The organism is Rhodococcus sp. RD6.2 (assembly GCF_001040705.1).
Taxonomy (GTDB): Bacteria; Actinomycetota; Actinomycetes; order Mycobacteriales; family Mycobacteriaceae; genus Rhodococcus_G.
Genome location: NZ_CVQP01000005.1, coordinates 370,509 through 392,900 on the forward strand (window position 1 = coordinate 370,509; position 22,392 = coordinate 392,900).

At 68.2% G+C, this 22,392-nt stretch carries 24 protein-coding genes; 13 read left to right on the forward strand and 11 right to left on the reverse strand.

Going from position 1 to position 22,392, the window contains the following annotated elements; genetic code table 11:
- Window positions 1–11: 11 nt before the first annotated feature.
- Entirely contained in the window at window positions 12–896 is an 885-nt protein-coding gene (locus RHCRD62_RS08235; RefSeq protein WP_050064195.1) for an SDR family NAD(P)-dependent oxidoreductase, read from the reverse strand.
- A gap of 113 nt (window positions 897–1,009) precedes the next feature.
- On the opposite strand from RHCRD62_RS08235, the gene RHCRD62_RS08240 reads away from it, so the two are divergent.
- From RHCRD62_RS08240 to RHCRD62_RS08260, 5 genes are all read left to right on the forward strand, one after another.
- Window positions 1,010–1,603: a TetR/AcrR family transcriptional regulator gene (locus tag RHCRD62_RS08240; RefSeq protein ID WP_050064196.1), complete on the forward strand. Its 594-nt coding sequence runs from the start codon at window positions 1,010–1,012 to the stop codon at window positions 1,601–1,603.
- Window positions 1,604–1,715: 112 nt separating this feature from the next.
- Window positions 1,716–2,495 carry an enoyl-CoA hydratase gene (locus RHCRD62_RS08245; RefSeq protein WP_050064539.1) on the forward strand — a complete coding sequence of 260 codons (780 nt, stop codon included), beginning with the start codon at window positions 1,716–1,718 and terminating at the stop codon, window positions 2,493–2,495.
- 119 nt (window positions 2,496–2,614) lie between these two features.
- On the forward strand, window positions 2,615–2,926 hold the full coding sequence (gene mihF, locus RHCRD62_RS08250) for an integration host factor, actinobacterial type (RefSeq protein WP_050064197.1): 312 nt from the start codon (window positions 2,615–2,617) through the stop codon (window positions 2,924–2,926).
- 188 nt (window positions 2,927–3,114) lie between these two features.
- Window positions 3,115–4,710: an FAD-dependent oxidoreductase gene (locus RHCRD62_RS08255; RefSeq protein ID WP_050064198.1), complete on the forward strand. Its 1,596-nt coding sequence runs from the start codon at window positions 3,115–3,117 to the stop codon at window positions 4,708–4,710.
- Window positions 4,707–5,060: a 4Fe-4S dicluster domain-containing protein gene (locus RHCRD62_RS08260; RefSeq protein WP_050064540.1), complete on the forward strand. Its 354-nt coding sequence runs from the start codon at window positions 4,707–4,709 to the stop codon at window positions 5,058–5,060. The genes RHCRD62_RS08255 and RHCRD62_RS08260 overlap by 4 nt, the downstream gene beginning before the upstream one ends.
- Here the strand turns inward: RHCRD62_RS08260 and RHCRD62_RS08265 are convergent.
- On the reverse strand, window positions 5,050–5,868 hold the full coding sequence (locus tag RHCRD62_RS08265; RefSeq protein ID WP_050064199.1) for an acyl-CoA thioesterase: 819 nt from the start codon (window positions 5,866–5,868) through the stop codon (window positions 5,050–5,052). The genes RHCRD62_RS08260 and RHCRD62_RS08265 overlap by 11 nt on opposite strands.
- A gap of 111 nt (window positions 5,869–5,979) precedes the next feature.
- On the opposite strand from RHCRD62_RS08265, the gene RHCRD62_RS08270 reads away from it, so the two are divergent.
- Window positions 5,980–6,525: a TetR/AcrR family transcriptional regulator gene (locus RHCRD62_RS08270; RefSeq protein WP_253277244.1), complete on the forward strand. Its 546-nt coding sequence runs from the start codon at window positions 5,980–5,982 to the stop codon at window positions 6,523–6,525.
- Window positions 6,526–6,581: 56 nt separating this feature from the next.
- Window positions 6,582–7,172: a DUF1707 SHOCT-like domain-containing protein gene (locus RHCRD62_RS08275; RefSeq protein WP_050064201.1), complete on the forward strand. Its 591-nt coding sequence runs from the start codon at window positions 6,582–6,584 to the stop codon at window positions 7,170–7,172.
- Window positions 7,173–7,207: 35 nt separating this feature from the next.
- On the opposite strand, the gene RHCRD62_RS08280 is transcribed toward RHCRD62_RS08275, so the two are convergent.
- The 7 genes from RHCRD62_RS08280 to RHCRD62_RS08310 all read right to left on the reverse strand — a co-directional run bounded on the left by RHCRD62_RS08280 (window position 7,208) and on the right by RHCRD62_RS08310 (window position 14,735).
- Entirely contained in the window at window positions 7,208–8,335 is a 1,128-nt protein-coding gene (locus RHCRD62_RS08280; RefSeq protein WP_050064202.1) for an NDMA-dependent alcohol dehydrogenase, read from the reverse strand.
- A 133-nt stretch (window positions 8,336–8,468) separates the two neighbouring features.
- Window positions 8,469–8,906 carry a cupredoxin domain-containing protein gene (locus RHCRD62_RS08285; protein WP_050064203.1) on the reverse strand — a complete coding sequence of 146 codons (438 nt, stop codon included), beginning with the start codon at window positions 8,904–8,906 and terminating at the stop codon, window positions 8,469–8,471.
- A 93-nt stretch (window positions 8,907–8,999) separates the two neighbouring features.
- Entirely contained in the window at window positions 9,000–10,598 is a 1,599-nt protein-coding gene (locus RHCRD62_RS08290; RefSeq protein WP_172671028.1) for an FUSC family protein, read from the reverse strand.
- Between the two features lie 146 nt (window positions 10,599–10,744).
- A complete protein-coding gene (locus tag RHCRD62_RS08295; RefSeq protein WP_050064204.1) occupies window positions 10,745–12,376 on the reverse strand; it encodes a cutinase family protein in 1,632 nt (543 codons plus the stop codon).
- Window positions 12,377–12,606: 230 nt separating this feature from the next.
- Window positions 12,607–13,914, reverse strand: a complete 1,308-nt coding sequence (locus RHCRD62_RS08300; RefSeq protein WP_050064205.1) for an RNA polymerase sigma factor — start codon at window positions 13,912–13,914, stop codon at window positions 12,607–12,609.
- A 1-nt stretch (window position 13,915) separates the two neighbouring features.
- Window positions 13,916–14,338 carry a YciI family protein gene (locus tag RHCRD62_RS08305; protein WP_050064206.1) on the reverse strand — a complete coding sequence of 141 codons (423 nt, stop codon included), beginning with the start codon at window positions 14,336–14,338 and terminating at the stop codon, window positions 13,916–13,918.
- 118 nt (window positions 14,339–14,456) lie between these two features.
- The gene (locus RHCRD62_RS08310; protein ID WP_137872298.1) at window positions 14,457–14,735 is read right to left on the reverse strand and encodes a hypothetical protein; all 279 of its coding nucleotides are present in this window, start codon (window positions 14,733–14,735) and stop codon (window positions 14,457–14,459) included.
- Window positions 14,736–14,914: 179 nt separating this feature from the next.
- On the opposite strand from RHCRD62_RS08310, the gene RHCRD62_RS08315 reads away from it, so the two are divergent.
- Window positions 14,915–15,610 carry an SDR family NAD(P)-dependent oxidoreductase gene (locus tag RHCRD62_RS08315; RefSeq protein WP_050064208.1) on the forward strand — a complete coding sequence of 232 codons (696 nt, stop codon included), beginning with the start codon at window positions 14,915–14,917 and terminating at the stop codon, window positions 15,608–15,610.
- 88 nt (window positions 15,611–15,698) lie between these two features.
- The gene (locus tag RHCRD62_RS08320) at window positions 15,699–16,454 is read left to right on the forward strand and encodes a hypothetical protein (protein ID WP_050064209.1); all 756 of its coding nucleotides are present in this window, start codon (window positions 15,699–15,701) and stop codon (window positions 16,452–16,454) included.
- Between the two features lie 5 nt (window positions 16,455–16,459).
- Here the strand turns inward: RHCRD62_RS08320 and RHCRD62_RS08325 are convergent, their stop codons facing one another.
- Window positions 16,460–17,905 (reverse strand): DUF6924 domain-containing protein, encoded by a 1,446-nt coding sequence (locus RHCRD62_RS08325; RefSeq protein WP_050064210.1) that lies wholly within the window; start codon window positions 17,903–17,905, stop codon window positions 16,460–16,462.
- A gap of 152 nt (window positions 17,906–18,057) precedes the next feature.
- On the opposite strand from RHCRD62_RS08325, the gene RHCRD62_RS08330 reads away from it, so the two are divergent.
- The 4 genes from RHCRD62_RS08330 to RHCRD62_RS08345 all read left to right on the forward strand — a co-directional run bounded on the left by RHCRD62_RS08330 (window position 18,058) and on the right by RHCRD62_RS08345 (window position 22,012).
- Complete coding sequence (locus tag RHCRD62_RS08330) at window positions 18,058–19,017, forward strand: DUF808 domain-containing protein (RefSeq protein ID WP_050064211.1); 960 nt, start codon at window positions 18,058–18,060, stop codon at window positions 19,015–19,017.
- 94 nt (window positions 19,018–19,111) lie between these two features.
- Window positions 19,112–19,540, forward strand: a complete 429-nt coding sequence (locus RHCRD62_RS08335) for a hypothetical protein (RefSeq protein ID WP_050064212.1) — start codon at window positions 19,112–19,114, stop codon at window positions 19,538–19,540.
- Window positions 19,541–19,625: 85 nt separating this feature from the next.
- Window positions 19,626–20,387 carry a PaaX family transcriptional regulator C-terminal domain-containing protein gene (locus RHCRD62_RS08340; RefSeq protein WP_050064213.1) on the forward strand — a complete coding sequence of 254 codons (762 nt, stop codon included), beginning with the start codon at window positions 19,626–19,628 and terminating at the stop codon, window positions 20,385–20,387.
- Window positions 20,384–22,012 carry an acyl-CoA dehydrogenase family protein gene (locus RHCRD62_RS08345; RefSeq protein WP_050064214.1) on the forward strand — a complete coding sequence of 543 codons (1,629 nt, stop codon included), beginning with the start codon at window positions 20,384–20,386 and terminating at the stop codon, window positions 22,010–22,012. The genes RHCRD62_RS08340 and RHCRD62_RS08345 overlap by 4 nt, the downstream gene beginning before the upstream one ends.
- A gap of 66 nt (window positions 22,013–22,078) precedes the next feature.
- Here the strand turns inward: RHCRD62_RS08345 and RHCRD62_RS25760 are convergent, their stop codons facing one another.
- Window positions 22,079–22,234 carry a DUF6131 family protein gene (locus tag RHCRD62_RS25760; protein ID WP_253277267.1) on the reverse strand — a complete coding sequence of 52 codons (156 nt, stop codon included), beginning with the start codon at window positions 22,232–22,234 and terminating at the stop codon, window positions 22,079–22,081.
- Between the last annotated feature and the right edge of the window lie 158 nt (window positions 22,235–22,392).

Below are 22,392 nucleotides of genomic sequence, written 5' to 3' on the forward strand. Positions count from 1 at the left end.
GTACCGATCGCCTATGAGCCGGCCGATCCGGCGGGCCAGGTGAACTCGGGGTCGGTGACGTAGTCCCGACGGCGGGATTCGAGGGCCATCGCGACCATCTCGTGCGCGCCCGGACCGATGATTCTGCGCAGCGGTGGGTTCGGGTCGTTCACCAGCTGCAATAGGCCGGCGGCGGCGACTTCCGGTGCAGGTTCCGCCCATTCGTTCTCGGCGGCCCGCTCCGCGGGCTCGGTCGAGGTTTCGGTCGACGGCGAGGCCGACACGTCCGGGTAGTCCCGCATGCCGAGAACGGCCTCGCGGACGGGCGAGTACGCCGAGATGCCGTCGGCGAACTTCATGCTCGACTTGGCCCAGTCGGTGTCGAATCCGCCCATCTGGGCGAGGGTGACCTTGATTCCGAAGGGGCGTACTTCGTCGGCGAGCGAGGCACTGAAGCCCTCCATCGCCCATTTGCTCGCGTTGTACATGCTGAACAGTGGGAGGGAGCCGACCGCACCGACCGTCGAGATCTGCACGATGTGACCGGAACCCTGCGCCCGCAGGTGGGGAAGCGCGGCTTGCGAAACCCACAGGACACCATAGAAATTGGTGTCCATCTGATCGCGGATCCGATCTTCGGTCAGCTCCTCGAGCGCGCCGACAAGACCATAGCCCGCATTGTTGACGAGCACGTCGACGCGGCCGGTGACCTCGAAGGCCTTGGCGACCGTGGCGAACACGCCTTCCCGGTCGCGCACGTCCAGTGGCAGTACCGTGAGTCGCTCGTCGGCGAGATCGCCCATGGCGTGCGGGTCGCGGGCAGTCGCGACGACGGTGTCGCCGGCGGCAAGGGCCGCCACGGTGAACGCGCGGCCCAGCCCGCGATTGGCGCCGGTGACGAACCAGGTTCTCGGCATACACGCTCCTCCAGTTCTGGAACGAGACGTTTCGTCTCGTTTATGGTCGAAACCATGCACTACCTCGACGACATTGTCAATACGAGACGTTTCGTCTTGTTAAGATCTCGGTCATGGCCTCCCCATCTCCCACGCACGCACGCCGCCGCGAGCGCTCGCGCGTCGCCATCCTCGACGCCACCCGCGACCTGCTCGGCGAGGTTCCCTACGCGAAACTGACCATCGAATCCATCGCCGCCCGCGCCGGCGTCGGCAAGCAGACCATCTACCGGTGGTGGGAATCCAAGGGAGCCGTCGTCCTCGACGTGTTACTGGCGGCCAGCGAGAGCGCCGAAGGAACCGGGATCGAACTGCCGGACTCCGGCGACCTGGCCACGGACCTGAAAGTGGTACTGCGCGCCACCACAGCCGAGTTCGCCGACCCGTCGTTCAGCGCCCCGATCCGCGCCTTGATGATCGAGATCATCGCCGACCCCGCACTGGCCGCGCTCTATCGGGAAAAGCTGCAGCAGCCCACCCATCACGCGATACTCACCCGACTGCGCAGCGCCCAGGACGCCGGTCAACTACGCCCCGACGCCGACCTGGACCTTGCCATCGACATGCTCTACGCGCCCCTGACCCAACGCTGGCTGCTCCACACGTCCTCGCTCGACGACGCCTTCGCGGACGCCCTCGTCGACGGCATGCTGCGCGGATTCGCCTGATACCGAGCAGTTCCGCGTGCACCGTTGACCCCTCCCCCCGTTCAGGGGCATCGCACGCCGCACCCGCGTCGTACTGTCGAGAGTGACCATCGACGCGTGAAGAGGTGTGCCCGTGAACGACGACATCCGGACCGAGATCGACGCCGACACCGGCATCGGAACCATCACCCTGAACCGCCCGAAACAGCGAAACCCGCTGTCCAGCAGCGTGATGCGGCAGGTGACGGACGCGCTCGCCGTGCTGTCGATGAATCCGGCCGTGCGCGCGATGGTGATCGCAGCGGAGGGCCCGGCGTTCTCGGCGGGGCACGACCTGTCCGAGATGGTGGACCGCACCCTCGACGACGAGCAGGCCATCTTCGACACCTGCGTCGAGATGATGGATGCCGTACAGCGGATCCCGCAACCGGTGATCGCGGCGGTGCAGGGTCCGGCGATCGCGGCCGGCTGCCAACTGGCCGCTTCGTGCGACCTCGTCGTCGCGTCCGAGAACGCGGTGTTCGGGACGCCGGGCGTGCGGATCGGCCTGTTCTGTTCGACACCGATGGTGGCGCTGAGCCGTGCCGTCGGGCGCAAACGGGCCATGCAGATGCTGCTCACCGGCGACACGATCGACGCCCACACCGCCGCGGACTGGGGTCTGGTGAACCTCGTCGTCGCACCAGAAGACCTGAATGCCCAGGTCACAGCACTGGCCACGCGGATCACCTCGGCGAGCCCCCTGACCCTGCAGATCGGCAAGCAGGCGTTCTACAGGCAGATCGACCTTCCACAGGACCAGGCGTACACCGCCATGGCCGAAACGATGGCCACCAACGCCGTGACCTGCGACGCGCAGGAGGGCATGACGGCGTTCCTCGAGAAGCGTCCGCCCGTGTGGCGCGGCGCGTAGAGCTTGACGACACGCGGGGCGGGGGTACCGTGATTCCCGGTCGCGACCGCTCTAGCCTGGGGTTCTCACCCGGGATCACCCTGGGGCACCTCCCAGGGAACCGCGAGAAAGGCACACTCATGGCATTGCCCACCTTGACCCCCGAACAGCGCGCCGCCGCCCTCGAGAAGGCGGCCGCGTCCCGTAAGGCCCGGGCCGAACTGCGAGAGGAGCTGAAGTCCGGAAAGGTGACGCTTGTCGAGGTTCTCGACAAGGCCCAGACCGACGAGCTCGTCGGCAAGACGAAGGTGCTCTACCTGCTCGAGTCCCTGCCGAAGGTCGGCAAGGTGAAGGCCCGTGACATCGCGGAGTCCGTCGGGATCGCCGAGACGCGTCGCGTCGCCGGTCTCGGTGCCCGTCAGCGCGCCGATCTGCTGGCCAAGCTGGCCTGATTCGTCCCGCGTGTGAGCCCGGTGTCGCCCCGCGACGCCGGGCTCACGCGCGTTCGGGCCCCGTGGCACTCCCCGTCGCTGCGCTCGCGAGGCGCCCTCGATTCACGTTGATTCCAACCGGCGATTTTCGGCTCCGACTACGGAAGCGTGTCCTGTGACCGGGTAGTCCGTCGACAGGAGCGTGGCACATGGGTGCACGGATCGAGCTGAACACCGACGTCCTCGTCATCGGGGGCGGGCCCGCCGGAACGTGGGCGGCGCTGCGGGCCGCGCGAGCGGGCGCGGACGTGGTTCTCGTCGACAAGGGCTACTGCGGCACCAGTGGTTCGACGGCACCCGCGGGCACCGGCGTCTGGTACATCGCCCCCGAGCGGGACGCGAGGGCTCGGGCGAAGGCCGACCGCGAAGCACTCGGCGGACATCTCGCGGACCATCACTGGATGGACCGGGTCCTGGACCAGACATTCGAGAACATGAACCTCCTCGGTGAAGAGGGCCGCTACCCGTTCCCCGTCGACCCCGATACCGGGCAGCAGATCCGCACGGGCCTACAGGGCCCCGAGTACATGCGCCGGATGCGTTCGTGGATCAAGGCCGCAGGCGTTCGGATACTCGACCACTCCCCCGCACTGGAACTGCTCGTCGACGTCGACGGCCAGGTGCGCGGCGCCGCCGGGCACCAGCGCCAGGAGAACCGCGACTACCTGGTGAGCGCCGGGGCCGTCGTCATCGCGAGCGGTGGCTGCGCGTTCCTGTCCGGTGCGCTCGGCACCAACGTCGACACCGGTGACGGCGCCCTGATGGCCGCGGAGGCGGGTGCCGTGTTCTCCGGCATGGAGTTCTCCAACGCCTACGGCATCGCACCGCTCGGCTCGACGATCACGAAGACCGCCTACTACGGCTACGCGACGTTCTTCCACGCCGACGGGCGCGTCGTCGACGGCGCCGGCTCGGCGAAGGGTCGGTCGGTGATCGCACAGACCCTGCTGTCCGAACCGGTGTACGCGCAACTCGATCGCGCCGACGTCGAGACACAACGCCTGATGCGACTCGGACAGCCGAACTTCTTCCTGCACTTCGATCGTCGTGGCATCAACCCGTTCACGGACCGGTTCGAGGTGACGCTCCTCGCCGAGGGCACCGTCCGCGGAACCGGCGGCATCGACGTCGTGGACGACACGTGTGCGACGAACGTCCCCGGCCTCTTCGCCGCGGGTGACGCCGCCACCCGCGAACGCATCTGCGGTGGGTTCACCGGCGGCGGCAGCCACAATGCGGCGTGGGCGATGTCGTCGGGGAGCTGGGCGGGAACGGGTGCTGCACGGTTCGCGCGTCGTGCCGGGCGCGTCCCGGCGGGCGAGCTGCGCGGGGTCGGAGGCGCTGGACTGCGCCCGTCCGGGCGGGCAACCCTGGATGCTCCTGCCGTGGTGGCGGCCGCGAAGCAGGAGCTGGTGCCGTACGAGAAGAACTTCCTTCGAGACGGACCGCGGGTGCAGTCGGCGCTCGACGAACTCGAATCACTCTGGACTGCAGTATTGTTCGGGCTCGGCAGCGCGAGCGGGGAAGGCGGGATCCGATCGCGTCAGGCCGCCGCGATCACGGCGGTGGGCCGGTGGATGTATCATTCGACGTTGGCGCGCACCGAAAGTCGCGGCATGAGCAAGCGCGACGACCACCCGGACCTCGATCCGGCGCAGCACCACCACATCCTCACCGGGGGTCTCAACGAGGTGTGGACGCGACCCGCACCGCTGCGTTCGACCGCACTGCAGGCGGCGTCGTGATCGAGAAGCTGATCGCGGACGCCTGCATCGGCTGCGACAAGTGCGTCGACGCATGCCCGACCAATGTGTTCGACCGCACCGACTCCGGGATTCCGGTGATCGCCCGACAGTCGGACTGCCAGACCTGCTTCATGTGCGAGGCGTACTGCCCCACGGACGCACTGTACGTGCATCCGCTGTCCGAACCGCTGTCGGCGACGGACGCCGTACCCGACGGGCAGGTGGGGCGCTACCGCGCCGACATCGGCTGGGGTCGCGGCCGGGTGTCGGGCGCGAAAGTGGCGGTGGGACCACACATCCCACACGGAACTCTGCCCCCACGACTGGCTCCCGACCTGCTCAGACCTTGAAGTACATCACCTGGTGGCTGGTGGCGAGCAGCGTGCCGTCCCGGCCCCACAGTTCCGCGGACTGGTCGAAGTAACTCCGGCCGAAGTGCTGGGCGCGGGCCGTGGCCAGGACGGCGTCGTCGCCCTGCTCGGCGAGCGCGTCGGCGTCGACGTGGAAGTAGATGGTGAGCGAGACGGTGCCCGCCGGGCACATCTGACCTCGCCGCAGGAAGACACGCGGGTAGAAGGAGTCGCACAGCGCGGTCAGCGACGAAAAGTCCAGTGCCCGAGCCGGGTTGTCGCGAATCCACAGGGTCGTCGTCGAATCGTCGGACTCGCCGTCGATTTCGGTCATGCCACCGTCGACGAACCGCAGGTCGTAGTTGCTCATCCAGCGGATGAACTCGGGGCCCGGAGTGAGGGCGACCGACTCGGCGGGCGGCGCGACCGGCGGGGCGACCTCAGTGGACGACCAGGTTTCGCGGCGGATCGCGAACACGGCCGTCGCGGTGGTGGCGACGACCCCGTCCTGCGTCATCTCGATCGTCCAGTGCTGCGTCGAGTTGTTGGTGCGCGTCGGGCGGGCGTCGATCGTGAACGGCCCGTCGGCGACGGGGCCCGCGAAGTTGACCGTCAGCGAGACCGGGTCGCCGAGCCGTTCCGGGTGGCGTAGAGCCGCCGTGAGCATGGTCGCGGCGGTGATGCCACCGAACGGGCCGACCATGTTGGCGTAGGCCTCGGTGGTGCGGCCGGTGACGGTGCCGTCGCCGACCGGCTCGAGCTCGAGTGCGACGTCGAGCGGGTGAGTGGGTGTGGCGGTGCTGGTCACGGCAACTCCTGGCGATCGGCAATTATGTATGACACTCTACATAGAACACCTGCGTGCAGAAAGGCGGACATGCGGCGACGAGGGGACTCCACACCTGGGCCACGGGCGGCGATGATCGACGGCGCCATCTCCCTGATGCGCGAGCGCGGTGTCGCAGCGACCTCGTTCGCCGACGTCCTGGCCCGCAGCGGCGCACCTCGCGGCTCGATCTACCACCACTTTCCCGGCGGCAAGACGCAGCTCGTCGAGGAGGCCACCGTCTCGGCATCGAAGTGGGTCGGCACCGGCATCGAACGCATCCTCCACACCTCGGACACGGTCGGTGCGCTGCGTGCGCTCGTCGACATCTGGCGCACCGGCCTCGAGGAGAGCCGCTACGAGCAGGGCTGCCCGATCGCGGCGGCGGCACTCGGCACCGAACGCGGCGCACGCGTCATCGCCGGAGCGTCCTTCGACTCCTGGTGCACCCTTCTCACCACGAAACTCGCGGGCGAGGGCGTACCCGACGAACGCGCCGGCTCGATCGCAACCCTGATCGTGTCCGCGCTCGAAGGCGCACTGATTCTCGCTCAGGCGCAAGAGAGTTCCGCGCCGCTCGACGCCGTCGTCGACGAGCTCGAAGTGCTGTGCCGCTCGGCGGTGTCCTCGGTGCGCTAGACCCGCGCGGCACCTAGAATCGGCACCCTGTGACTACATGACGGGGAGCTGATCCGATGCCCGGCCAGGGTGACCACGACGACCTGCTGCTCAGCGACGACGAGCGACTGCACGCGCTGAACATTCTCGGCGACCACTACGCCGCGGGCAGGCTGGACAGTGCCGAGTTCTACGAGCGATCCGGCACGGTCGCGTCGGCACGGACGCTCGGCGCGATCCGCGAACCCTTCCTGGGGCTGCCCGGCGGGCTTCCCCTCGAACAGGTCGACGGGTACGTGCGGAAGGTGTCGGACGGTGCCGCACCCGCGGTGCGCGACAGCGCCGCGGTCGCCCCCGCCACCACACCCGAGGCGGAACTGCTGTCCCTGCGCTCCCGCGGCAACCTGGTCGAATCGATCGACTGGATGATCGTCGGCGTCACCCTGGTGACGTTCCTGGTGCTGCAGATCGTCGTCGGCTGGGACTACGCGTGGATCGTGTGGCCGTCGCTGGTCGTCACCCTCAGCGTCCCGCGGATGATCCTCAAGTACAGCGACGACGACGAGAAGACCTACGAGCGTCTCAAGAAGTCGGACGAGAAGGCGCGGCGCGAGCGGCTCGAGCAGGCCGCACAGCGGATTCGCGAACTGGAGAACCGCAACGACTGACCCGGCGCCGGACGTGCCCGGCGCCGGGGTGCCGATCAGCGATCGGCGTCCGTGTAGCGGATGACGCCGCGAATGTTGCGTCCCTCCAACATGTCCCGGTAGCCGTCGTTGATCTGTTCGAGGCGGTACTGCCGGGTGACCATGTCGTCGAGGTTGAGCTTGCCGATCTTGTACATCGACAGCAGCTGCGGGATGTCGTAGTGCGGGTTCGCGCCGCCGAAGATGCTGCCCTGCAGGTTCTTCTGAAGCAGGGTGAGCATCGACAGGTTCAGCGTCACCTGGTTGTCCATGAGGCTGCCCATCGCGGTGAGCACGACGGTGCCCGCCTTGGAGGTGATGCCCATCCACAGGTCGACGTCCTCGCCGTGCACCTCGCCGACGGTGACGATGGTCTTCTTCGACATGCCGCCCGCGGTGATCTCGGCGATGGCCCCGGCTGCTTCCTCGACACTCGCGAACGCATGGGTGGCACCGAATTTCAGCGCCTGCTCCCGCTTCCACTCGACGGGGTCGATGGCGAAGATGTAGCGCGCGCCGGAGTTGACGGCGCCCTGCAGCGCCGAGATTCCGACACCGCCGAGGCCGACGATGGTGGCGTCCTCGCCCGGCTTGATCTGCGCGGTGTGCGTGGCGGACCCGTAGCCGGTCGTGACGCCGCAGCCGACCAGGCAGGCGACCTCGAACGGGATCGACTTGTCGATCTTCACCACGGAACTCTTGTGGACGACCATGTAGGGCGAGAACGTGCCGAGCAACGTCATCGGGTAGACGTTCTGCCCGCCCGCCTGGATGCGGAACGAACCGTCGCTGACCGATGCGCCACCGAGCAGGTGAGCGCCCAGGTCGCAGAGGTTGCGCAGGCCGGCCTGACAGGACGGACACTTGCCGCACGACGGGATGAAGGACATGACGACGTGGTCGCCGACCTCGATGTCCTCGACCCCGGGGCCTACCTCGGTGACGATGCCCGCGCCCTCGTGGCCACCGAGGACGGGAAATCCGGCCATCGGGATGCCGCCGGTGACCAGATGGTGGTCGGAATGGCACATGCCCGACGCCTCCATCTGGACCTTGACCTCGTCTTTTCGAGGATCACCGATCTCGATCTCCTCGATGGACCACGGCTGATTGAACTCCCAGATCAACGCGCCTTTGGTTTTCACCGCACACCTGTCTCTCGTCGTCCCGTCACTTGTGCGGGAAAGCCTAGACACGCATACAGACGGGTGTCCAGGCATTGCGGGAAAGTGCGCGAGTTGACCGGAGTCCACCGGCGCGGCGGCGAGACGTGCGCGCCTATTCGACGGTCAGCACCCCGGTCATCTCGGGGTGGTACACGCAGTGGAACGAGTACGTGCCGGGCTTGTCGGGCACGGTGACGGTTCCGGTGGCGCCCGCCTCGATGTCCACGTCGAACAGGTCCTCGCTGTCCGCTGTGACGGAGTGTTCGGCCGAGTCCTCGTTGACGACGGTCAGCGTCTCGCCCGGCGACACGCTGGTCGGGAGCGCGAACGCGAAGTTCCGGATGGTGATCGTCGTCGCCTGATCGGCCGACGCGCCCGGCGGCGGGGTGGACTCGTCGGTGTCCGCGTGCATATCGTGCTCGGTCATCGGCGCTTCGGGCTCCGACGGTGTCTGTGACTCGTCGGACGAACTACAGGCCGTCATCAGCGCGAGCGCGAAGGCTGCGGCCCCCAGACCGGCACCGACGCGTCGCTTCTTCGAAACGATCATGGCGTCTCCCGACATCGACTGCCGTCCACGTAACCACGACCGCGGCCGCGAAACCATCACCAACGGGTATCAGTCGGTATCGACGGCGTTGGATCAGTCGATACCGACGGGGGTGGCGAGCAGTCGGTAGCCCTTCTCGTGCAGCGCGCGATGCTCGGTCCACCGGTCGGCGGTCCACCGGGGTTCGGTGTGCGCGGCACCGATCGCGGCGGCAGTGGAGGCGTGCAGATCGAATGCGAGGTCACGCCGCAGCAGACGACGCTCGCGATCCCCGGTTTCCGTGGACAGGTTCGCGACGGTGGCGGCAACCCGCTCGTCGGCGTCGACGAGGATCCGGCGGTGAGAACGGGGAAGCACCCACCACATCACCACGAGCGCGACGCCGACCCCGATGACCGTCTCGATCATCCGGTCCCGGATCGCGAGGCCGAGTTCCCCCGGCAGGCCCGTGCTGCCGAGGATCATCGCGAGTGGGGTGATCGCGGCCATCGCGATCCCGTAGTGCCGTACCAGGAACGCTTCGATCGCGGCCATCAGCACGGCGAGAACCAGCACCAGCACCAGACCCCGGAGCTCGAGGAACGACAGGGCGAAGAGGAGCACGAGACCGATGACGGTCCCGACGAACCGATGGACGGCGCGGTGCGTGCCCACCACCCGGTCGGGTCCCTGGTGCAGGATCATCGCGCTGGTGATGACCGCCCAGTCTGGGCGGCCCGTGTCGAGCACAAGCGCCAGCACGCCTGCGGTCGGGCAGGCGACGAGCAGCCGCACCAGGATCGTGGTGGTGCGTCCGTGCGGGTGCCAGGCCCGCGTGAGCAGATGACGTATCGGCGGACGACGCAGCGGCACCTGAGCGTGCAGATCGTCCTCGAGGGACGCGGCGGCGTGCGGGACGCCGTGGAGTGCCGCCGCGCACCGCAGATGTGCGGCGTGCAGCGTCTGCGTCAAGGCGTGCGGCGGCCCATCCGTGACAGGCTTGACCAACCCCGCGTCGTGCAGGCACTGCCATGCGCCGTGCAGGGACCGAACGGCATCCCGGCGCCGGTTCGGGGTGTTCTCGGCGAGCATCGCCTCGACGTCGCAGACCGCGGACCCGACCGCGGCACGTTCAGGGGTGCGCGGCCGGAACGGGAATCCCGACATGGCTACTGCCAGTGCCGACGCGGCACCGAGGGCCGTCCATCCGAGCGCCGACACCACCGGGACGCCTGCGGCAGGCAAGGTGGAGGCGATCACCACGCACAGCAGCGGCAGGAAGGCTCCGGGTGGTCCGGTGCGCAGGGCATCGACGACGTAGGCGCCGACAGCGACGACGACCGTCATCACCCCGACCATCAGCAACCACCAAATCGGCGATGCCTCGCGGGCATGCACGAGACCGCCCACCGTGGCGCCGATGCCGGCGAGAACGACCAGAGCGACCCCGACCAGGGCGACGATCCGCCACCGCACCCGATACGGGCGGCCTTCGCCGTAGACGACGGCGAACGCGCCCAGTGTGGCGACGGCGCTGACCGAGCCCGAACCGAAGGCGAGTCCGCCCAGTCCCGGCAGGGCGACGGTGGCCGCGGCGCGTGCGACTCCGGGCCACTTCCTGCCCTGGCTGGGCGCCGACAGCAGAGCCGACCATGCCGACGCCGGAACCGGGATCGGCAGGGTCTCGACTCCATTGGCTCCGCGCTCCGGCACGAGTGCCGACGCTAACGAAACAGCCGACAGTCGACCGCATCCAGAGCGGCCGCTGAGGGCAAGCTCACGAACGAATCGGATAAAGCACCCATACCGGCGGTGTCGCCGGTATGGGTGCCGCGCTCATCCGGGGTACTAGACGGACGTCAGGGCACCGGCGTCGGGGTGACCGAGGTTGTGGTCGACGCCGTTCCCGTCGGAGTGGCGGGCGACTCCGTGGTGACGGGCGACTCCGCGGTGGTCACCGGCGCGGTGACCGTCTCGGTGGGCACCGGCACCGTCGGCGTCACTGCCGCAGGCGACAACGGCTCGGTGGACGACGGCACCGGCACCGTCGTGGACGGGGCACTCGACACCGCGGCCGCTGCCTTCGCTCCGCTGGTGGTCGTCACCGATGTGGCGCCGGCCTTCGTCGTCGTGGTGGGAGGCGCCGTGGTCGTGGTGGTGGGCAGCGGCTTGCCTGCACGCGCATCCTCGGCCAGCTGGGTCAGCCACGCCGCCGCGTACTCCGCCGAAGACAACGGCTTGCCATCCGCCGTGTCACGCCAGTAGTCGAAGTGGTGTCCGACGTCGGGTCCGAGTGTCAGCTGGTAGGGATCGCTCATCACGACCGGGATGGTGTTCTGGTTCGTCACGATGAGGTTGACGACCTCCTTGAACAGCTTCTCCGGGAGGTACGCCAGCGGGGACATCTGCTTGGCGTCGATGGTGTCGGCGGCCGGCTTCACGGGCAGCGCCCCGTCCGGCTTGGTCGGCTTGTACGCCGGGTCCGAGACCGTCAGCAGCACGTCGAGGAACGTCTGGTCACTCTGCATCCAGTTCGGCTGCGACGAGATGACCGCGAAGGCGTCGTACGCGACCTTCCCGATGACGGTCGCGACCCCGATCCCGTTCTCCGGCGTGAGGCCGCCCTTCTCGAGCGAGTCGATGTCGAGTTGGCGGCCGACGTTCACGGCCAGCTGCAGCAGGGAGATGTTCTCCGGTATCGCGCAGGTCAGGTCGCCGTCGGAGCAGAACGCGGCGACCTTGCCCCCGAGCGCGCCGAAGTCGGAGCCTCCGGTGCCGGTGACGGCGCCCGCGCCGCCGGCGGTGTTCTCACCCTTCTGGTAGGCGGTGTCGAAGCCGTCGGGGTTGGTGTACGGGTTCTTCGCGCCGGGGAACGGACCCTGCTCGAATGAGCGTCCGGCGTCGGCGAAGATGACTACTCCGACGACGTTCGTGGGGTCGACGATGTCATACCCTTCGGTGCCGTCCTGGTGACCGATGTTCATCGCGACGCGGCGCGCGACGTCGGCGCCCTCGCTGTAGCCGACGACCGAGAATCGGGTGTTCGGGCACGCCTGGCGGATCTCGCGCATCACCGTCTGGGTGTTCTCGACGCCCTGCGCGACCGCCTCCTCGTAGCTGTCCATGTTCGCGGGGTACGCAACGTAGAGGTTGGCGTACGAGCCCGGCTTCAGCTTGTTCACCGAGGCAGCCGCGTTGGAAACCGGATCGACCCAGTGGCTGCTGTAGTCGTCCGACAGCGCGGCGGGCAGCGGGTTGCCCTTGTCGTCGACCAGGCGCGGGACGGTGTCGGGCGGGGTGTCGTTGCGACCGGCGATCGACACGGTGACCATGTCGTGGCACTCGGTCGTCGACGCCGTCAGCTCGGTCTCGATGGATGTCGGTGACTCGAACGCAAGCCACGCAGTGCCTGCCGCTGCCACCCCCAACGCCAGCGGAGCGGCCACCGCCGCAACGATCCGATGTCGCGCGAAGAACCCGCGTAGTGCCATGTCGTTCCCCTCCGTATATGCCGGACGACGAGCGGACAAACCCATTCCCCGAACTCACGTCACGTCACGGGGCATGTCGCACAACCCGATCGGGACGTTACAGACAAGTGGCCCGACGTGCGGCGTCGAGCAGCCCGTTCCCAGGTCCGGCGGCGACAAGGAGTAGGGGCTCGGGGACCGAAAGACGTGGCTGTAGGGACGTCGCGACTGCCCCCGTTACGCTGCGGTCGTCAGGGCCGATCCGGGCCGATTCGTGAATCTGCGGCCCGCTCCAGCAGCAACCTTCGTTCCCGTTCGTTGCCGGTGAGGCGCGCCGCCGCCTCGAACTCCGCGCGCGCCTCGTCGGTACGCCCCAGACGCACAAGGAGTTCCGCTCGGGTCGCTGGCAGGAACCGGTAGCCCGCGAGCGCGCCGCCCGCGACGAGGCCGTCGACGATCTCCAGGGCCGCGGCAGGGCCCTCGGCCATCGCGACGGCGGCAGCGCGGTTGAGTTCGACGACCGGGGACGGCGCGAGGCGACCCAGTGCCTCGTACAGCAGGACGATGCGATCCCAGTCGGTGTCGTCGACGGACGGTGCCAGGTCGTGGCATTCGGCGATCGCCGCCTGCAACGCGTACGCCCCTCGCCCGCGTCCGAGGTCGTCGGCGCGGGCCAGCGCGGACCGACCCCGCACGATGGCGCCGCGATCCCACCGACGCCGGTCCTGGTCCGCCAACAGGATCGGATCGCCGCCGATGTCGATGCGGGCGGGAAACCGGGCCGCGGTCAGTTCCATCAACGCGACCAGGCCGTGCACCTCCGGCTCGCGGGGCACCAGTTCGGCGAGAATCCGGCCGAGCCGCAACGCCTCCCGACTCAGATCGGGACGCATCCAGTCGTCACCCGCGCTCGCCGAATGACCCTCGTTGAACACGAGATACAGCACGCCGAGGACCGCGCCGAGACGGTCCGTGAACTCCTCGCGGCCCGGAACCACGAACGGCACCTTCGCCGCGGCCAGGGTCTTCTTGGCCCGCACGATCCGCTGCTGCACCGTCGACGTCGGCACCAGGAAGGCCCGCGCGATCTCGTCGCTCGACAAACCGCCGACGACCCGCAGCGTCAGCGCCACCCGCGCCTCCCGGGACAGCACCGGATGGCAGGCGACGAACACCAACCGGAGCACGTCGTCGTCGATCCGGTCCGGATCCCACGGCAGTTCCGGCACTTCCGTGGCGCGCCGCTCCTCCGCTTCGAGTTCACGGGCGATGGCGGTGAGACGGTCGTCGTAGCGCTCGCGGCGGCGCCATCCGTCGATGGCCTTGCGTTTCGCCACCGACGTCAGCCACGCACCCGGATTCGACGGGACGCCGGACTCGGGCCACTGCGCGAGGGCGTCGGCGAGCGCCTCCTGCGCGAGGTCCTCGGCGAGTCCGAAGTCGCCGACGACGCGGGTCAGCGTCGCGACGATGCGCGCCGACTCGATGCGCCACACCGCCGCGACGGAGCGCCGCGCGGATTTCACCGAATCCAGGCGGCGCTCCTCCGGGTCGACCACGTCAGCTCTTGCGGGCGTCGAGTTCTTCTCGCCAGCCCTCTTCCTTCTGAATCCACTCGTTGTCGGCAGGGAAGTCCTCGGGGCCGGACACCCGCCGCACCTCCAGCTTCGAGCCGGGCCCGAGCGGTGCACGCTTCGCCCACTCTGCCGCCTCTTCCCTGGACGAGACCTCGAGCAGCCAGAACCCGTTGAACAGTTCCTTCGTCTCCCCGTACGGGCCGTCCGTCACGAGCGGCGTGTCACTCGAGAAATCGACGACGAAACCCTCCTCCGGGTCCGTCAGGCCGTCACCGCCGACGAGGACACCGGCCTTCATCATGGACTCGTTGTACCGGCCCATGTCCTCGATGACCTGCTCGAACGGCACGCTCTTCGACGCCTCGATCGCCTCGTCGGTCGCGCGCATGATCAGCATGTACTTCATGGTTCGCTCCTTCGTCCGGGGCCGCGTTCCGACCCTCTCACTCACCACGTCGAACGGAAAGCCGGCGGATCGACACCGACCGAGGATTAATTTCGGACGGGATCCGGGACTGGCCGCGTCAGCGGTAGACGATGCTGCCGAACAGGGACATCTGCACGATTTCGTCGGCGAGATCGGCATCGACGTCACCCGGATCGAAGTCCGGATTCCTGGCGAGATAGTCCGCGACCGCGGCGCTCGCGGCGTCCAGATCGAACGAATGCCGCACCCCACCCGATTCGACGATGGTGGCACTGCGCTCGCCGTCCCACTCCTCCACACGCGCCCAGTGGGCGATGCCACCGCCCTCGATGGCTTCGAGCAGTACCCGCTGAGTGAGCGTGTCCGTGGTCGTCACGGCCCGAACCATACCGAGGACGGACCCCGCGGCTCGGCCGTTTCGTCCGACGGTCGGTTCTCGGTGACGACGGCGACTGCGCCGTCCGGAGAGTTCACAGGCGGGTCGGCCAGTGGCCAGGCTCGGGATACCACTTGCCTTTACCGCCTCGTTCCGGGCCGAGGGTGTAGACAGGACGGGTGACCAAGACAGCGCTGGTGACCGGCGGGACCGGCGGACTCGGAACGGCCGTGACGGCACAGTTGCTGGACGACGGGTGGCGAGTGGTCGTTCCGTGGATCACGGAAGCCGAACTCTCGCGACTCGCGCCGCACCCACGCCTCGAACTCGTCCATGCCGACCTGTTCGACCCCGACAGCGTCGCCGAGGTCGCGAAGATCGCAGGCGGCAACCCCGACGCCCCGCTCGGCGGCGTCGCGAACCTCGTCGGCGGATTCGCGATGGGCGGCAAGGTTCACGAGACGCCGATCGACGAGTTCGACAAGCTCATGCGCCTGAACCTGCGGCCCCTGTATCTGACCACGCAGGCGGCACTCCCCTACCTGGTCGACGCCGGGGGCGGATCCGTCGTCGCGGTGTCGACGAAGGCGGCGTTCGCGCCGTTCTCCGGCGCCAGCGCGTACATCACGTCGAAGGCGGCGGTGTGGGCGCTCGTCAGTGCTCTCGCGGTCGAGTACGCCGACGCCGGCATTCGTGTCAACGCGCTCCTTCCCTCCGTGATCGACACTCCGGGAAACCGTGAGTCCCAACCTGATTCGACGCGCAAGAACTGGGTGGACCCGTCGGACATCGCACGGGTCATCGCCTATCTGTTCAGCGATGCGTCCGCCGCCGTGACCGGCGCGCAGATACCGGTGCCCGGCGTCAATCGGTGACTGTCGGCCGAACAGTGGATGTTCGCGGAAACGCCACTCGGACCACGGGAGCTGTGCAAACATCTGGCAACCAAGCCGGAGGTTTCGCATGCACACTGTCGGCCGAAGACTCGGCATCGCGACGTCCGTGATCGCCGTCGCTGCCGCGCTGAGTGGGTTCCAGGACCCCGATACGCCTCCCGGCTGGTCGAGTTACACCATCGATCAGGGGAAACACGGTGCGCTCGTCGGCAGCCCCGCAGGAGTCTCCGGTCCGCTGGCGGGATGGATCGGCTCTGGTGGGGCGTCGCGGACCTACGACTTCGTCCTTACCCCCTCCTCCGAGTACGTCCTCACCTCCCCCACCCAACCCGAGGACCAGTTCGACTGGAACAAGCTGCCCGGATTCTCGGACTGCGGTGACGTCGACCTTGCCCGCAACGGCGCCATGTTCGGTTGGAGGTGGCGGATCGACACGTCACCTCACCGGCTGGAAGTCGTTCCCTATGCCAACGCCGACGGCGTGCACCAGTATCCGGACAGCGCCCTCGTCACCCTGTCGCACGACGACCTCGCCGCGAAGGAACCCCTGCGGTACTCCATCGAAATCGACGGCGCCCTCTACCGTTTCGCCATCGACGGCACGGTCCGTGGCCGTGCCGTCCACGAGTCGGCCACGCTCCCGCGCTCCTGCCCGACCCACCCCACGAACGGCGGAAAGTGGTACGCCGGCTTCTACTTCGGTGGGACGTCCACCGCCCCGTCGCAGATCGTGGGGTACATTCGCGAGCCCGCGGCCCAGCCGGGTGCGGACGATCCCGGTGGCACCGGTTCAGCGGGCTCCGTCGGTTCGATCGCCGGCTGACCGGGTCACTCGAACCCGCGGTAGACGCCGTCGGGGCCTGCGCCGTCCACGAAGTCCTCGAAGTCCATGTTCGAGATGGACAGGTTGTTCTCGATCGACCACATCTGAGACGGGATGACCCGAACGGTCTGGCCGCGACTGTGCCCGAACTCCTCGGCGCCGGTGTCGACGGCGAGGATCGGGTGCTCGGGGTCGGCCATCGTCGTCGCGTCCGCGATGAACACGTAGTACGGCGGCCGGTCCCCGATCATCTCGAGCAGGTCCGCTATCGACAGCCCGTCGTTCTCGGGGGTGTTGACGCAGGTCAGGATCGCCGCGAAGTCGGACTCGTCGCCGACACCGGGAGCCATCGCGGCAGCGGCGACGGTCCGCCACGCCGCGTCGTCGGTGAAGTCGGTTCGGATCAGTAGCGACACGTCGCCGTTGCCGCCGAGGTAGTCGGCCAGGCGGCGTCCCGTCCCCAGGCTCTCGTCGAGTTCGGCGTCTGCGGCGTCTCTCGCATCACGGTCGAGCGCCTCGCGGATCTGTTCCGGAGCTGCGGACGGTGGCGTCGCCGGAACGATCGAGGCGATGATCCGCGCGCAGTCGTCGGGTTCGAGCGCGTTGTAGCTGCGGATCTCGTACGTCCACGGGCCGACGGCCTCCCGGTGACGGACCTGGGGTTGGGTGAAGGTCGACAGGATCTCCGGCTCGCCGATCTCGGTGATCCATTGGCGCAGTGTGAAATACCCGGCCTGCCCGTTGACCTGAAGGTCCAGCGCCCCGGTGCGCGGGTCACCGTCCTGAGGTTGGGCCACGATGGTGAGCGGCAGCCACGTCACCCGGGGCTGCGGCATCTGCCCGAGCGCCGCCATCTTCGCCTCGTACTCCCGCTGAGCGGGCGAGAAGGACTGATCCGCTTCCTCGCGGGTCGGCCCGCTCCACGTGAAGAGGGTCCGGTCGACCTCCTCGTCGAGCACCGGATCGGACAGTTCCACCACCGACGATCCCTGCGAACACGACAGCGCCACACCGAGTTCCGCGTCGATCGCGTACGACACCTGACCACCGGACGCGGCGTGGGTGAATCGCACTTCCCACGCCTGCCGCCCCAGGACCTCGGTCGGCTGCGGCTCCCCGGCCTGCGTCAGCCGCGGCGGCATCCCCTGGTCGTCCAACGGCCACTGCGAATACGCCGTAGCCAGGTGCGAGGGGCTGTCGTTGGTGACCATCACCCACCGGCTCGGGGACTTGGCGGAGTGCACCATCGCACCATCCTCGGCCCGCCGGTACTCGTCGATGTCGTTCTCGATGTAGTTGACGTCACCAGCCGCGTCCTCGATGCGCCACGACGTCGGGGGCACAAACCACAGCCGCCCCACCGGCACACCATCGCTCCACATGTCGGCGCGAAGATTCCGCCCCATCGTGCCGTAGTTCAGACCCCGCACCTGTGCCCACGTCATCGCCATCCGCTCAAGCTAGGGCACCCTCCCGACAAGATCTGGCATCCCGCGCACGGTGTGCGCGCGACCACGCCGGTTGTGGATGACCAGGGGTTCGGTACCGTTTCGATGGCGACCCGCGACCGCGCGTCGCGCATGCCCGAACTGGGGAGGTTCCCGTGGCTGGTGGTCTCGTCGCCCTGCTGGACGACGTTGCTGCGATCGCGAAGGTCGCGGCTGCGTCCATCGACGACATCGGGGCCGCGGCGGGCAAGGCCAGTATCAAGGCCGCAGGTGTGGTCGTCGACGACACCGCTGTCACCCCGCGTTACGTGCACGGATTCTCCCCGGACCGCGAACTGCCGATCATCCGGAAGATCGCCATCGGTTCGATCCGCAACAAACTGCTGATCATCCTGCCGGTGGCGATGATCCTGAGCCAGTTCCTGCCGGGTGCGCTGCCGTACCTGCTGATCGCCGGTGGCCTGTTCCTCTGCTACGAGGGCGCGGAGAAGGTCTACGAGGCACTCGGTGGCGGCCACCACGACGCCCACGACGACGAGCCCGCCGCCGAACGCGGACCCGAGTTCGAGAAGTCGATGGTCAGCGGCGCGATCCGCACCGACCTGATCCTCTCCGCCGAGATCATGGTCATCTCCTTGGCGTCGGTGGAGGACGAGCCCTTCCTCACCCGGCTGCTGGTGCTCGTCGTCGTCGCGTTCCTCATCACCGCCCTGGTGTACGGCGTGGTCGCGCTGATCGTGAAGATGGACGACGTCGGGCTCGCCCTCGCCCAGCGCGACTCCACGTTCAGCCAGAAGATCGGCCGCGGCCTCGTCGGCGCGATGCCGAAGGTGATGTCGGTGCTCACCGTGGTGGGTATCGCCGCGATGCTGTGGGTCGGTGGCCACATCCTGCTCGTCAACGTCGGCGAGGCCGGATTCCACTGGCCCGCTGACATCCTCCACGACATCGAGCACTGGGCGGGCGAACTCGTCAGCGGCGGCTTCGGCGGCTTCCTGTCGTGGACCGCGGGGACCGTGACGTCCGCGCTGGTCGGTCTCGTCCTCGGCGCGCTCGTCGTCCTGGTCATGCACTTCGTTCCGAAGCGGAAGAAGAAGGACGCCGCGGCGCACTGACGCCTCCACCTCCATCCCCGCCGACTCCGGCATCCACCGCCGCAGCGGCAGAGAACATGCAGGTGTTCCCGGTGTTCCCGGATAGGTTGCTGCGGTGACGATTCTTCTCGGCGCGTCCGTGGTCTCGGTGCTGTGTGCCCTCTCGACGTGGCTGTTCGTACTGCCTGGGCTCTTGCTGTCGGGCGAGTTCGAGCCGGGTCCTTTGTTCGAGTGGATGGTCGTGCTTCCGACGCCGATCGGATTGGCTGCCGCGTGCGTCGCGATGATCGCCGGTCCGTTCGCTCTCGCTCGGGGCGCCGATCGTGCGTGGATCCCGGCGCTGGTGATATTCCTCGGCCAGTTGGCGACGGTGGTCCTGGCCGGGGCCATCCTGGTGTGGGCGTGGAAGTTTCCCACGACCGGCTGGGAGCTCCTCGCGTTGCCCGCGTCGTTGATGCTGGGACAGGTTGTGGCGGCGATCGGCGTGGGAGTGGAACTGGTTCGCCGCCGTCGTTCGCGCAGGCAGGACGCGATCAGCCCGTAGCCGACACCGGATGCACTCACTACAGAACTATTACACTCTTCCCACAACCGTTGAATGTATGTAACGTGGAGCCCGGGAGGTCTCCATGCGCACACTCGACCAACTCATGCCCGCCCTCAGCGCCCGGTCCGTCGCCCTCAGCATCATGCTGGGTTCACACCCCCCGAAACTGACGGCACGCGACCTGGTGTCCCTGGGCGCCTCGTTCGGAATCTCCGCGTCGACCATGCGGGTTGCGTTGTCCCGCATGACAGCAGCGGGCGACCTCGTGGCAGAGGACGGCGCCTACGTCCTGGCCGGGCGTCACCTGGACCGGCAGGTCGCCACCGACCGCCGCATCGCGATCCGGCGCCGCCCGTACGACGGCATGTGGCGCATGGCCGTCGTCACCGGCCGCGGTCGCGACGCCGACGCCCGCGCGTCCTTGCGTGACTCTCTCACGCATGCCCGACTTTGCGAACTTCGCGAGGGTGTGTGGCTGCGGCCAGACAATATCGCGGACCTGGACCTGACCGAGTTCGACGAACTCGAGACCTTCGCGACGATCCCCACCGACGACCGCCACCTGAGCCGGCGACTGTGGGACCTCAACACGTGGGCGGCCGAAGCACGCCTACTCCTGGACTTCCTGTCGTCCCAGCACGAACCGATCGAGCACCTGGCCGCGGCCGCCGCCGCAGTCCGACACCTGCGCACCGACCCCGCGCTCCCCGACGAATTGCTGCCCGAGCGGTGGCCGGGCGACGAACTGCGCTGGGCGTACGACGACTACCGCAACAACCTCACCGCGACGCACCTCTCCGCCGTCCGCGACAGCGAACGGACCGAAAGGAGTACTCCCCGATGAAAACTCACGACGTTCTCAACCAGTCGACGCCGCTCGCCGACTACGACTCCGCATCTCACCCGGTCTTCGACGAAGCCCTGATCCGGGCAGGCGCGGAGGACGCGCTCGACGAGGTCCACGAGGTCGGCCGCGCGGCAGGCACCGCGCAGGCACAGCAGCTCGGGGACCTCGCCGAGCAACACCCACCGATTCTCCAGACCCACGACCGGTTCGGGCACCGCATCGACCGCGTCGTCTACGACCCCGCCTACCACGAACTGATGCGCCGGGCCGTCGACTTCGGACTGCACGCCTCCGCATGGACCGATCCGCGCCCGCAGAGCCACCTCATCCGAGCCGCGAAGTTCAGTGCGTGGCAGGTGACCGACGCCGGGCACGGGTGCCCCGTGTCCATGACCTACGCCGCCGTTCCCGCGCTGCGCGCCGACGCCGAACTCGCGGAACTGTATGTGCCACTGTTGGCTTCCCGCACCTACGATCCCGAACTCGCAATCCCGACCACGAAGGCCGGGATCATCGCGGGAATGTCGATGACGGAGAAGCAGGGTGGCTCCGACGTCCGCGCGAACACCACCACCGCGACAGAGCAGGCGGACGGCACCTACCGGATCGTCGGCCACAAATGGTTCACCTCCGCGCCGATGTCCGACATCCTGCTGACCCTCGCCGTCGCACCGGGAGGCATCACCTGCTTCGTGCTTCCCCGGGTACTCCCGGACGGCACGCTGAACCCGATTAGGTTGCAGCGCCTCAAGGACAAGCTCGGCAACAGGTCCAACGCGAGCAGCGAGATCGAATACGAGAACGCCGTCGGCTGGCGGTTGGGCGACGAGGGTCGCGGCGTGCGGACCATCATCGAAATGGTCAACGGCACAAGGCTGGACTGCACCCTCGCGTCGGCGACGATGATGCGCCACGGCGTCGCGCTCGCAGCTCATCACGTCGGCCTGCGATCCGCGTTCGGCAAGACACTCATCGACCAGCCGCTCATGCGCAACGTCCTCGCCGATCTCGCGGTCGAAGCGGAATCGTCGACGACCGTGGGCCTGTGGCTGGCGTCGCTCACCGACGCAGCGCACGCCGGCGACGAACGCGCCGCTCTGCTGCGCCGGATCGGGCTGTCGGTGTCGAAGTACTACGTGTGCAAGCGGGGTCCCGCACACGTCGCGGAGGCACTCGAATGCTTCGGCGGCAACGGCTACGTCGAGGAGTCGGGCCTGCCGCGCCTGTTCCGCGAGTCGCCGCTGCCGAGCATCTGGGAGGGCAGCGGCAACGTCGCCGCACTCGACGCCCTGCGCGCCATCGCGAAGGAACCGAACAGCCTCACGGCACTGTTCGAGGAGTTCGACTCCGTCGCGGGCACCGATCAGCGACTCGACGCGTTCGTCGCGCAGCTCAAGACGCAGCTCGGTGACCTCGACGCCCTCGAGTTCCGTGCCCGGTCCGTCGTCGGGGATCTGGCTTTGGCCCTGCAGGGCACGCTGCTGGTCAAGTTCGGCCATCCTGCTGTAGCGGACGCGTTCACCGGCTCGCGGCTCGCTCGGGCGTGGGGCACCGTCTTCGGCACTCTCGACCGCCGTGTCGACGTTGCCGCGATCATCGAACGCTCCACGCCCAAGTCCTGACAGGGTCCGGCGTCAGCCCACCGACCGTACGGCGGGCGTCGGACTCCCGGAAGTCCGCTTGTGGATTCAATACCAGTATTTTCGGCCGCCCACCGCGCGTCCGGTGGCGCCCAGAATCCAGAGGACGACACCGACAATGATCAGGACGATCCCGATCGTCCACAAGATCGAGATGCCGGTGAGGAATCCGATGAGCAGCAGAATCAATCCGAGCACGATCATCGCGAACTCCATCCGTAGCACTCGACGCACGACCTCCCGGTCGCGCGCCATCCCACATCGGCGTCGCATCCGCCGCCTACCCACTTCGGCGTCGGCGCGGCCCCGATCTCACTCTGCTGGTATTCCCCGCGAACGCCGATTCGAAACCCCGCCCACCC